This window comes from Roseburia sp. AM16-25 (assembly GCF_003473825.1).
Classification (GTDB): domain Bacteria; phylum Bacillota; class Clostridia; order Lachnospirales; family Lachnospiraceae; genus Pararoseburia; species Pararoseburia lenta.
Map to the genome: position 1 here is coordinate 193,606 of NZ_QUCW01000003.1, position 12,551 is coordinate 206,156.

Genomic DNA, 12,551 nt, shown 5'->3' on the forward strand with positions numbered 1-12,551 from the left:
AATCCCATCAGGAAAGATTGACCTGATGGGATTTGTCTGTTTTAAAATTATGAAGGTAATTGATAGGAAACCTGATATTCCCGCAGCCAGAAGTCGATCTGCAGATAGTAGGCGAGCAGTTGCGGTCCTGCCATAAGTTGACCGAACCAAGGCTTGCCGTAATCTTTTGGCGCACTGCAGAAGACCAGGACCTTATCCGGGTCAATGAAATCCAGGATCGGATGATTGCCCTGTGCGATCAGTTTTTTCATTTCCTTACACAGCATCTGTTCATATTCCGGGTGATAATTCTTAGGATATGGACTCTTTTTCCGCTCGGCGACCTCCTTCGGCAAAAGTGGGGCGGCGATCTGACGCAAGAGGTGCTTGACCTCGCCGTCCTTTGCCTTCATTTCCCACGGCACATTGTAGAGATATTCTGCCAGACGGATGTCTGCAAATGGGCAGATGGCTTCCATGCCCGCCAGCGCAGCAACACGATCCATGCGGTCTAGGAGTGTCTGCATGAAATATTGTGTCGTCAGGGCAAAGAGACGGCGGTGGCGGCGGTTCTCCGGCGTATCATCCGGCAGGTAAGAGACCTGGGAACAGGAGGCGTCATAGACCTGGGCAACGTATTCCTCCATGCCCAGATGTTCTAAGAAGTGGTCGCGCAAAAGCATCTGTCTTGGCTGCAGATCCATGGTCCAGGGAAATGTGTTAGCAGACCGCATGGGCTCCTTATGGTACCAAGGGTAGCCACAGAAGATCTCGTCCGCGCATTCCCCGGTGAAAGCCACTTTGGAGCGCGGGGCGATCTGCTTGCAGAAATAGAGCAGGGAAGAAGAAATATCAGCCATGCAGGGACCATCGTGCGCCAATACTGACTGTCCCAGAAGGGATGCCTGCACCTTGGCGTTACATTCTAAAAAGGTGTGGTTGGTATGGAAGTGCTCTGCCATGGCAATGACATAAGGACGATCCAGACTTGGCTGGAAGTCATTGGCAGAAAAATATTTGCTGCTGTCCGTAAAGTCAAAGGAATAGGTGGTCAGTGGCACGCCGTTGTTCATATTTTCTCGATTGGCAAGGGCGGTGACTACCGAGGAGTCCAGACCGCCGGAGAGCAGGCAGCATTGGGAAGCATCTTCGTTCCACTGACGATGCAGGGCTTCGGATAAGAGATGGGAAGCATGGTCTACGGTTTCCTCATAGGATTCCTCATGGCGGCTTGCCTGCAAATGCCAGAAGGTATTTTCGATGATCCGCCCCTGGCTGTAGATGATGGTCTTTCCGGGGCGGACTTCATGGATATCCTGATAGACGGTTGCACCCGGAAGGTGTGCAGGTCCCAGAGAAAATACCTGATGCATACCGCGCAGATCCATGCTGGCATGCACGCTCGGATGGGCAAAGATGCCCTTGATCTCGGATGCAAACAAAAAGAGATCTTTCTGCTGGTGATAAAATAAAGGCTTTACCCCCATGGGGTCTCGGAAGAGGACGACCTTGTGGAGCCGTACATCCGCGATGGCAATGGCATAGCCGCCCCGCAAGAGTGTTGCAAAGCGTTCGCCGTAAAGATGATAGAGCGTAAGCAGGATATCCGGCCGGCTCATATTTCTAGCGGAAATATTCTGACTCTCCAACTGGGATGCCAGTTCATCATAATTGTAGATGCCGTCATCGCAGACGATATGCAGATGTCCAAGCCCTCCCTTGCCCTGTGTTGGGACATTTTTCCGGCTCATTTGATTGGTGTATAGGGCATTATACATGAGCACGCCATCGCTGGTGGTCATGCGATATGCCTGATCCGGTCCACGGTGGGACAGGCTCTTTAGTATCTTCTCAGCGGTCTGTTCCAGTGCGCCCAGACGCTGCCCCTGCCTGAATTCAGGCGAAAAAAATCCGGCAATACTACTCATAGTTCCTCCAATAAAAAATTACTGGAATAATATATGAGAGATTGCCGGAAAAAATGCAGGATTATGCCTGCTGTGATGCAGCGTAGGCTTCTGTTACGGCTTTGGCTAACTGATCGCCGCAGGAAGTGCCACGCCCATTGCAGGAAATTCCGCTGATGCGTCGTACGACTTCGTCAACGGTCATGCCCTCTACCAATTTTGGAATGGCTTGCAGATTGCCGTTGCAGCCGCCGGTAAATTTGACATCTTTTACAATGTCGCCATCTAATGTGACTTCGATCTGAGAAGAGCAGGTGCCCTTGGTCTTATATAAGTAACTCATATGATCTTCCTCTCTTTCTTAATACATGTATCTGATTATACGACCGACGAATGAGATTGGCAAGATGTAAAAATCAAGGCTTTTTATTGTTTCCATAGAAAAAGAGTGTTACAATAACGCCATATGGGTGCAATCCTGCCCCAAGCAAGTAATGAGTGTTTAAGGAGAAGAACATGGGACTGTTTGACAAGATATTTGGAACACATAGCGAACATGAGTTAAAGCGCATCTATCCGATCGTGGACAAGATCGAGGGGATGCGAGAGGATATGGTCGCATTGAGCGACGAGGAATTGCGTGCCAAGACAGATGAATACAAAAAGCGTCTGGCAGATGGCGAGACACTGGATGATCTTTTGCCGGAGACTTTTGCGACCGTGCGTGAAGCAGCGCGCCGTGTGCTTGGCATGGAACATTTCCGTGTGCAGTTGATCGGTGGTGTCATCCTGCACCAGGGACGTATTGCTGAGATGAAGACAGGTGAAGGAAAGACTTTGGTTTCTACCCTGCCTGCATATCTGAATGCCTTGGAAGGAAAGGGCGTGCATATCGTCACGGTCAACGACTATCTGGCAAAGCGTGATGCGGAGTGGATGGGAAAGGTACATGAGTTTTTAGGATTGACGGTCGGCGTTGTCTTGAATGATATGTCAAGAGAAGAAAGACAGGCTGCCTACAACTGCGACATTACCTACATTACCAATAATGAACTGGGATTTGATTACCTGCGTGACAATATGGTAGTCCGCGAGAACCAACTGGTACAGCGCGGTCTGCATTATGCCATCATCGATGAGGTCGATTCCGTATTGATTGATGAAGCGCGAACACCGCTTATCATTTCCGGACAGAGCAACAAGTCCACCAAGTTATACGAACTGTGCGATATGCTTGCCAAGCAGTTACAGCGTGGCGAAGACCTGCCGGAATTTTCCAAGATGGATGCCATCATGGGAATCGAGCAGGAAGAGACCGGAGACTTTATTGTCAATGAAAAGGACAAGGTTGTCAGCCTGACCCAGGAAGGAACCAAGAAGGTCGAGGAGTTCTTCCATATTGACAACTTATCTGACCCGGAAAATCTGGAATTGCAGCACAACGTCATTTTGGCACTGCGCGCCAACAACCTTATGTTCCGCGATCAGGATTATGTCGTATCCGACGATCAGGTTTTGATCGTAGACAGTTTTACCGGACGTATCATGCCGGGGCGTCGTTATTCTGATGGTCTGCATCAGGCGATCGAGGCAAAGGAACATGTGCAGGTCAAGAGAGAGAGTATGACTCTTGCCAACATTACCTTCCAGAATTTCTTTAATAAATATGATAAAAAGAGCGGTATGACCGGTACGGCGCTTACCGAGGAGCAGGAGTTCCGTGATATTTACGGCATGGACGTTGTGGAGATCCCGACCAACAAGCCGATCGCGCGTAAGGATCTGGATGATGCCGTTTATAAGACCAAGAAAGAAAAGTACCATGCAGTCGTAGAGGAAGTCAAAGAGGCTTATGCCAAGGGGCAGCCGGTACTGGTTGGTACCATTACCATTGATATTTCAGAGGAGATCAGCCGACTCCTCAGCAAAGAGGGCATTCCGCACAATGTATTGAATGCCAAGTTCCATGAAAAAGAAGCCCAGATCGTCGCAGAGGCAGGTCGTCACGGGGCAGTTACCATTGCAACCAATATGGCGGGTCGTGGTACGGATATCAAGTTGGATGATGAGGCGAAGGCAGCCGGTGGTCTGAAGATCGTCGGAACAGAGCGTCATGAATCTCGCCGTATTGACAACCAGTTGCGCGGTCGTGCCGGTCGACAGGGAGATCCGGGACAGTCTCAGTTCTTTATCTCTTTGGAAGATGATCTGATGCGTCTGTTTGGATCTGAGAAGTTGATAAATATGTTCAATTCTCTGGGTGTTCCTGAGAACGAACAGATCCAGCACAAGATGCTCAGCGATGCCATCGAAAAGGCACAAAAGAAGATCGAGAGCAACAACTTTGGTATCCGTAAGAACCTCTTGGAATACGATCAGGTCATGAACGAGCAGAGAGAACTGATCTACGCACAGCGCCGTCGTGTGCTGGAAGGCGAGAATATGAAGGATCAGATCCTTTCCATGATCGCAGACAAGGTCAGCGAGAGTGTCAATATGTGCTGCACAGATGAGGTTGCAACCGAGGATTGGGATCTTACAGAATTAAACCGTGTGATCCGTCAGATCATCCCATTACAGCCGATCACTTCTGAGACCTTAGAGGGTATTAAGAATACCAAGCAGTTGATCGAGAAACTGACGGATGAGGCAAATGCCTTATATGCAGCCAAAGAAGCGGAGTTCCCGGAGCCGGATGCCTTCCGTGAGATCGAGCGTGTCATTCTTTTGCGTGTGATCGACCGCAAGTGGATGGAAGAGATTGACGATATGGAGCAGTTGCGCCAGGGTATCGGTATGCAGGCTTTTGCCCAGCGTAATCCGATCGATGAATATAAGATGGCAAGTTATGATATGCTGGATGCCATGAATGATGCTATCCGTACTGAGACGGTACAGATGCTGTACCGCATCCGCATTGAGAAAAAGGTAGAGCGCGAGGAAGTTGCCAAGGTTACCGGTACCAATAAGGATGAATCAGCAACAAAGGCACCAAAGAAGCGGGCAAATGTCAAGGTATATCCGAATGATCCGTGTCCTTGTGGCAGTGGTCTGAAGTACAAGCAGTGCTGCGGACGCAAGGCATAGGATAGATGCAGGGCTTCCTGCAAGTTGTGAAGCCCATGAATGAAGAAAATGACGATTGAAGTCAAAAAAAGAGGAACTACATTTCCACTGTGGGGTGTAGTTCCTTTTTTGACATAAGCCAAGATATTTTGCATGCAGGTCATCCGCAAGATGCAGGAATGTTTGCATGTTTACGGAGCACTGGTCTCCTCGACGACCGGATCCGGCTTTGGCGGATAGGTGAAGCCTTCGCCCACAACAGCACTGACACGGTTGACGACCATAAAAGCGGTTGGGTCCATTTGATGCACGATACGCTCAACGCGGCTCAACTGACGGCTGGAAATAACGGACATGACAACTTCCACATCCTTGCCCAGATAGCCGGAGCGGCCTTTCATCATGGTAACACCGCGGTCAAGATCTTGTAAGATGAACTGGCGGATCTCGTCGCTCTTGTCGGAAACGATCTGGACTTCCACACGGTTCTTTCCGATCAGACTGATCTTATCAATGAGAACGGAATATACGATAACCAGTACGACACCATATAAGACATTGTCACCCGGGGTCTGCAAAGCCTGTAAGGCGAGGATGATGACATCGACGATATAGACGCCGACCGAGAGTGGAATGCGCAGGTATTTGTTCATCAAAAGAGAGGGGATATCCATACCACCGGAAGATGCTCCCGCACGCAGGACAAGACCGACACCGGCGCCGATCAGGATACCGCCCATGATGGTGCATAAGAAAATATCATTGGTAACTGCATGCCCGTGCAGCGCCTGTTCCATAATTGCCATTGCCAGCGGATAGCAGAAGGTGCTGAGGATCGTTGAGAGGGCAAAGCGTTTGCCCAGAAAAATGAGCCCTACAACCAGCATGACAGCGTTGATGATAAAGACATAGACGGAAGTCGGTATGCCGGTCTGCCGGCTCAAAAACAGTCCGATACCGGAAGTGCCGCCGGTGATCAGACCGGAACCGGAAACAAACAAAACAAAGCCGGCTGCGTCTAAGATATTTCCTATCAGGATCATGAGTAATCGAAGCAATTCTTTAGATTTCCTATTCATGTTACGTCCCTTTCTATACTATATGTGATAGAATGCTATGGTTTCCCACACGTTTGCTATTATATGACAAATGGGTACAAAATAACAATAGTAGAACAAACATTCGATTTTTCCTGTACTTTTGCCAGTCTTGATGTTATATTATAGGAAGAATATGTGCAAACTAGATAGTCAGGAGTATGAAGGATATGGATCATTTTGAACTGCATTCCCAATTTGAACCGACCGGAGATCAGCCGCAGGCGATCGCAGAACTGGTCGCGGGCTTTCGTGAGGGCAACCAGTGTCAGACCCTGCTTGGTGTGACTGGCTCAGGAAAGACCTTCACCATGGCGAATGTCATACAGGAATTGAATAAACCGACACTGATCATTGCGCATAATAAGACGCTGGCAACGCAGTTATATGGAGAATTTAAAGAATTTTTTCCCAATAATGCGGTGGAATATTTTGTCTCCTATTATGATTACTATCAGCCGGAGGCATATGTTCCTTCGACCGATACCTATATTGCCAAGGATTCCTCCATCAATGATGAGATCGACAAGTTGCGTCTGTCGGCTACGGCAGCCCTGACAGAGCGGCGCGATGTCATTATCATATCTTCGGTATCCTGCATCTATGGTATTGGTAGCCCGGATGACTACCAGAATATGATGGTTTCCCTGCGGCCGGGGGATGAGAAGGATCGGGATGAGGTGATCCGACAACTGGTAGATATGCAGTATATGCGCAACGACATGGATTTTACCCGTGGTACTTTTCGGGTGCGTGGTGATGTGCTGGAGATCATTCCGGCGGATACCTCGGATTATGCCTATCGTGTGGAATTTTTCGGGGATGAGATCGATCGTATCACGGAACTGGATGCTCTTACGATGGAAGTACGGTGTGAGATGAATCATGTCGCTATTTTTCCTGCCTCCCATTACGTCGTACCACAGGACAAGATCAACAAAGCCTGTGTCGAGATTGAGGAAGAGTTGGAGGAGCGCGTGCGCTTTTTCAAGGGAGAGGACAAATTGATCGAAGCGCAGCGTATCGCGGAGCGTACCAATTTTGATGTGGAAATGCTGCGTGAGACAGGCTTTTGTAGTGGCATTGAGAATTATTCCCGTCATCTGACCAATCAGAAGCCGGGAGAGCCGCCACAGTGCCTTTTGGACTATTTTAAGGATGATTTTCTGATCATTGTGGATGAGTCCCATATCACCCTGCCACAGGTGCGCGGTATGTATGCCGGAGACCGGGCGCGGAAGACGACCCTGGTAGATTATGGTTTCCGTCTGCCGTCGGCGCTGGACAACCGCCCTCTGAATTTTTCGGAGTTTGAGTCCAAGATCGACCAGATCTTATTTGTGTCGGCAACACCGGCAGAGTATGAGGAAGAACATGAGATGTTGCGTGCGGAGCAGGTTATCCGTCCGACCGGTCTTTTGGATCCGGAGGTAGAGGTGCGTCCGATCGAGGGACAGATCGACGACCTGATCGGCGAGATCCGCAAGGAAACGGCACAGCGCAACAAGGTGCTCATTACTACGCTGACCAAGCGGATGGCGGAGGATCTGACCGATTATATGGCAGAACTCGGTATCCGTGTCAAATATATGCATTCCGACATTGATACCATGGAGCGCGCGGAGATCATACGAGATCTGCGACTGGATGTCTTTGATGTTCTGGTTGGCATCAATCTGCTCCGTGAGGGACTGGATATCCCGGAGATCACGCTTGTGGCGATCCTGGATGCGGACAAGGAGGGCTTCTTACGTTCCGAACGTTCTCTGATCCAGACCATCGGTCGTGCAGCGCGAAATGCATCCGGCCATGTTATCATGTATGCGGACAAGATCACAGACTCTATGCGGCTGGCATTGGATGAGACCGCCAGACGTAGGCAGATCCAGCAGGCATACAATGAGGAGCATGGCATCACACCGCAGACCATCCAGAAATCGGTACGTGATCTGATCAGTATTTCCAAAGAAGTTGCCAAGGAAGAGATGCAGTTTGAGCGTGATGCGGAAGAGATGGATCGCGGGGAACTGGAAAAACATATCGGTCAGATCAAGAAGAAGATGGAAAAGGCTGCGGCAGAACTTAACTTTGAGGCTGCGGCAGAATATCGTGACCGCCTGATCGAACTGAAAAATATGCTGCGGGATATGTAGCAGATAAATATTAAGATAGAGATAAGATAGAGGTTTAGAATCATGAAGGACACAAGAAAATACATCAAGATCAGAGGAGCCAATGTGCATAATCTTAAAAATATCAGTCTGGATATTCCCAGAGATTCCTTTACGGTATTGACCGGGCTCAGCGGATCGGGAAAGTCATCTTTGGCTTTTGATACCATCTTTGCAGAAGGACAGAGACGATATATGGAGTCTTTGTCTTCTTACTCCAGACAGTTTCTGGGACAGATGGAAAAGCCGGATGTGGAGAAGATCGAGGGATTGCCGCCGGCGATATCCATCGACCAGAAATCGACCAACCACAACCCGCGTTCTACGGTAGGGACGGTGACGGAGATCTATGATTATTTCCGTCTGCTCTATGCGCGTATCGGTATTCCTCACTGCCCGAAGTGTGGACGGGAGATCCGCAAGCAGACCGTTGATCAGATGGTCGATCGTATCATGGCACTGCCGGAACGTACCAAGATTCAGTTATTGGCACCGGTTGTGCGCGGGCGAAAGGGAACCCATGAAAAACTCTTTACCAAGGCAAAAAAGAGTGGCTATGTGCGTGTGATCGTGGATGGCGATTTATATGATCTGTCTGAGGATATCGTTCTGGAAAAGAATATCAAGCACAATATCCAGATCGTTGTCGACCGTCTGGTTGTCAAAGAGGGCATTGAGAAGCGTCTGACCGATTCGATCGAAAATATCCTGCACCTGACCTCGGGATTAGTCGAGGTGGATGTCATCGACGGTGAGAACTTCATGATGTCCGAAGGCTTTGCCTGCCCAGATTGCGGTATCAGTGTAGATGAGGTGGAGCCGCGTAGTTTCTCTTTCAACAATCCTTTTGGAGCCTGCCCGGAATGCTTCGGACTTGGCTTTAAGATGGAGTTTGATGAGGATCTGATGATCCCGGACAAGCGCCTGAGTTTTAATGAGGGCTGTGTCACGGTCATGGGATGGCAGTCAGCATCCGACAAAAAGAGTTTCACGCATGCGATCCTGGTTGCACTGGCAAAGGAATACGGATTTTCTTTGGATACGCCTTACAAGGACCTGCCGGAGGAGATACGCCATCAGTTCATCTATGGATTTGACCGCACTGTGCCGGTGCATTATAAGGGGCAGCGCGGTGAAGGCGTTTATGATATCTGTTTTGAGGGATTGATCGCCAATGTGAACCGCCGCTATCGTGAGACTCATTCGGAGACCATGAAAAAGGAATATGAGGAATTCATGTATATCTGTAAGTGCCCGCTGTGTAAGGGACAACGTCTGAAAAAGTCCTCTCTGGCGGTCACTGTAGCAGATAAGAATATCTTTGAAATGACGGAGCTGCCGATCCGCGACCTGCAGGTATTTTTGCAGGACATGCAGTTGAGTGATCAGCAGGAAAAGATCGGGCACCAGATCTTAAAGGAGATCCGGGGACGCGTTGGTTTTTTGGTGGACGTAGGTCTGGATTACCTGTCCTTGTCCAGAGCGACCGGGACACTTTCCGGAGGAGAGGCACAGCGTATCCGTCTGGCGACCCAGATCGGTTCCGGTCTGGTAGGTGTTGCCTATATTTTGGACGAACCGAGTATCGGTCTGCATCAAAAGGATAATGACAAACTTCTGGCATCTTTGAAAGGTCTGCGTGATTTGGGCAATACCCTGATCGTGGTCGAGCATGACGAGGATACCATGCTGGCGGCAGACTGTCTGGTGGATATCGGACCGGGGGCAGGCAAGCATGGCGGCGAGGTCGTAGCGATCGGTACGCCGGAGGAAGTCATGGCAAATCCGAATTCAATCACCGGGGCATATCTGAGTGGCAAAAAGACAATTCCGGTGCCAAAGGAGAGGCGGCAGCCGACAGGATATCTAACCATCCGTGGGGCAAAAGAGAACAACCTCAAGAACATTGATGTGCAGATACCGCTTGGCGTGATGACCTGTATTACCGGTGTGTCCGGTTCGGGAAAGAGTTCGCTGACCAATGAGATCCTATATAAGCGTCTGGCAAAAGAACTAAACCGTGCCCATAAGGTGCCGGGCAAGCATGATGATATCGAGGGGATCGACCAGTTGGATAAGATCATTGATATTGACCAGTCGCCGATCGGGCGTACCCCACGATCCAATCCGGCAACTTATACCGGTGTGTTTGATATGATCCGTGATCTTTTTGCGGCGACAGCAGATGCCAAGGCACGCGGTTACAGCAAGGGACGTTTCAGTTTTAATGTCAAGGGCGGACGCTGTGAGGCATGTTCCGGAGACGGTATCATCAAGATCGAAATGCATTTCCTGCCGGATGTCTATGTGCCGTGCGAGGTATGCGGTGGCAAGCGCTACAATCGCGAAACCCTGGAGGTCAAGTACAAGGGCAAGTCTATCTATGATGTTTTGGATATGACGGTGGAAGAAGCCTTACATTTCTTTGAACATGTGCCATCTATCCATCGTAAGATCCAGACCCTTTATGATGTAGGTTTATCCTATGTAAAATTGGGACAGCCGTCTACGACACTTTCCGGCGGAGAGGCGCAGCGTATCAAACTGGCGACCGAACTCAGCCGCAGGAGTACAGGACGTACCATCTATGTATTAGATGAGCCGACCACGGGGCTCCATTTTGATGATGTAAATAAACTCGTTACCATTCTGCGCAAATTATCCGAGGGTGGCAATACGGTGGTCGTGATCGAGCACAATCTGGATGTGATCAAGACGGCAGATTATATTATTGATATGGGACCGGATGGCGGAGACCGCGGAGGCAGGGTTGTAGCCTGCGGCACACCTGAGGAGGTGGCACAGCATCCGACTTCATATACAGGACAATATGTAAAACGTTATCTGGAAGCAGATAAGAAGCGCTTATAAGGGCAAAACAAGGGCAATCCCTAAGAAATACTCCGGGATTGCCCATGTTCTTTCTGCAAGATGCAATAAAAAAGGAACCGCAAAAGCGATTCCGTTATTTTTGGGGAGTGCTCCGGAAGCAAAGCCTCCGGAGCTGAGTTATGAAAAATATATTAGCACTATTTGCTAGTACGATTATTATAATATCCAAGAAATGTGTCCATTATGTGAAAAAAGAATAAAAAAATAAAAAATAAATATAAAGATTTGTTTAAGGTTATCTTCAGAAAAAATTCATTGAAAAATGGTAACATTTGTATATAATTGAAATTAGAATGCAAAACTATCATTAGGTGGACTAGGTTCACGTTTCATATACAAACTGAAAGGAGAAACAGTATGGTTTCAAGTGATATCGGAATTGATTTGGGTACAGCAAGCATCCTGGTTTACGTTAGAGGAAAAGGTGTCGTATTAAAGGAGCCGTCCGTGGTGGCTTTCGATAGAGATACCAACAAGATCAAGGCGATCGGTGAAGAAGCACGTCTGATGTTAGGTAGAACACCGGGCAATATCGTAGCCGTTCGACCACTGCGTCAGGGAGTTATTTCAGATTATACAGTAACAGAAAAAATGATCAAATACTTCATTCAGAAGGCAATGGGCAAGAAGAGTTATCGCAAGCCTCGTATCAGTGTCTGCATCCCGAGTGGTGCTACCGAGGTAGAAAAGAGAGCGGTAGAGGATGCAACCTATGCAGCAGGTGCCAGAGAGGTTTCCATCATTGAGGAGCCGATCGCAGCAGCAATCGGAGCCGGAATCGATATTTCCAGACCATGCGGAAATATGATAGTAGATATCGGTGGTGGTACGGCAGATATCGCTGTGATCTCTTTGGGTGGTTCTGTTGTCAGCACTTCCATCAAGATCGCAGGGGATGACTTTGATGAAGCCATTGTCCGTTATATGCGTAAGAAACACAATCTTCTGATCGGTGAGCGTACCGCAGAAGACATCAAGATCAAGATCGGTACCTGTTATCCACTCCCGACACCGGAGACCATGGATGTCAGAGGACGTAATCTGGTCACAGGTTTGCCAAAGACCATCGAGGTTTCTTCTGAGGAGACCGAGGAGGCACTGCGTGAGCCAACCTTACAGATCGTAGAAGCCATCCACTCTGTACTGGAAAAGACACCACCTGAGTTGGCGGCGGATGTTGCTGACCGTGGTATCGTTCTGACCGGTGGTGGAGCATTGCTTCGCGGCTTGGAGGAATTGATCGAAGAGCGTACCGGCATCAATACGATGACGGCAGAAGAGGCAATGACTTGTGTTGCTATCGGAACCGGTAAGTTCGTTGAGTTCCTTTCTGGCGATCGTTCTGAAGATTAAATTTCAGATCTTATATAAAAAATACGACAGATCTATCCGATATATAGATAGAAGTCAATATCTAGTTTTGCTTGCGTAGGAGGAAT

The 12,551-nt window shown here is 48.8% G+C and carries 7 protein-coding genes; 4 read left to right on the plus strand and 3 right to left on the minus strand.

Annotated elements, in window-relative coordinates; genetic code table 11:
• Positions 1–47: 47 nt before the first annotated feature.
• Positions 48–1,907, minus strand: coding sequence for an asparagine synthase (glutamine-hydrolyzing) (gene asnB / locus DW183_RS08300; protein WP_118281530.1), 1,860 nt, complete (start codon positions 1,905–1,907; stop codon positions 48–50).
• 61 nt (positions 1,908–1,968) lie between these two features.
• Positions 1,969–2,229 carry a TIGR03905 family TSCPD domain-containing protein gene (locus DW183_RS08305; RefSeq protein WP_118281531.1) on the minus strand — a complete coding sequence of 87 codons (261 nt, stop codon included), beginning with the start codon at positions 2,227–2,229 and terminating at the stop codon, positions 1,969–1,971.
• A gap of 173 nt (positions 2,230–2,402) precedes the next feature.
• Between DW183_RS08305 and secA the strand changes: the two genes are divergently transcribed.
• Positions 2,403–4,973, plus strand: a complete 2,571-nt coding sequence (gene secA, locus DW183_RS08310) for a preprotein translocase subunit SecA (RefSeq protein ID WP_118281532.1) — start codon at positions 2,403–2,405, stop codon at positions 4,971–4,973.
• Positions 4,974–5,143: 170 nt separating this feature from the next.
• Here secA and DW183_RS08315 read toward each other — a convergent pair whose 3' ends face one another.
• Positions 5,144–6,031 (minus strand): YitT family protein, encoded by an 888-nt coding sequence (locus DW183_RS08315; RefSeq protein WP_118281533.1) that lies wholly within the window; start codon positions 6,029–6,031, stop codon positions 5,144–5,146.
• 188 nt (positions 6,032–6,219) lie between these two features.
• Between DW183_RS08315 and uvrB the strand changes: the two genes are divergently transcribed.
• From uvrB to DW183_RS08330, 3 genes are all read left to right on the plus strand, one after another.
• On the plus strand, positions 6,220–8,202 hold the full coding sequence (gene uvrB / locus DW183_RS08320; RefSeq protein ID WP_118281875.1) for an excinuclease ABC subunit UvrB: 1,983 nt from the start codon (positions 6,220–6,222) through the stop codon (positions 8,200–8,202).
• A gap of 42 nt (positions 8,203–8,244) precedes the next feature.
• Entirely contained in the window at positions 8,245–11,091 is a 2,847-nt protein-coding gene (gene uvrA / locus DW183_RS08325) for an excinuclease ABC subunit UvrA (RefSeq protein ID WP_118281534.1), read from the plus strand.
• Positions 11,092–11,469: 378 nt separating this feature from the next.
• A complete protein-coding gene (locus DW183_RS08330; RefSeq protein WP_118281535.1) occupies positions 11,470–12,465 on the plus strand; it encodes a rod shape-determining protein in 996 nt (331 codons plus the stop codon).
• The last annotated feature ends 86 nt before the right edge of the window (positions 12,466–12,551 follow it).

Bases quoted from the DNA above. Each gene is read 5' to 3' on its own strand.
- DW183_RS08330 (WP_118281535.1), top strand. From the start codon at position 11,470: ATGGTTTCAAGTGATATCGGAATTGATTTGGGTACAGCAAGCATCCTG.
- DW183_RS08305 (WP_118281531.1), bottom strand. From the start codon at position 2,229: ATGAGTTACTTATATAAGACCAAGGGCACCTGCTCTTCTCAGATCGAA.
- uvrB (WP_118281875.1), top strand. From the start codon at position 6,220: ATGGATCATTTTGAACTGCATTCCCAATTTGAACCGACCGGAGATCAG.
- DW183_RS08315 (WP_118281533.1), bottom strand. From the start codon at position 6,031: ATGAATAGGAAATCTAAAGAATTGCTTCGATTACTCATGATCCTGATA.
- uvrA (WP_118281534.1), top strand. From the start codon at position 8,245: ATGAAGGACACAAGAAAATACATCAAGATCAGAGGAGCCAATGTGCAT.
- secA (WP_118281532.1), top strand. From the start codon at position 2,403: ATGGGACTGTTTGACAAGATATTTGGAACACATAGCGAACATGAGTTA.
- asnB (WP_118281530.1), bottom strand. From the start codon at position 1,907: ATGAGTAGTATTGCCGGATTTTTTTCGCCTGAATTCAGGCAGGGGCAG.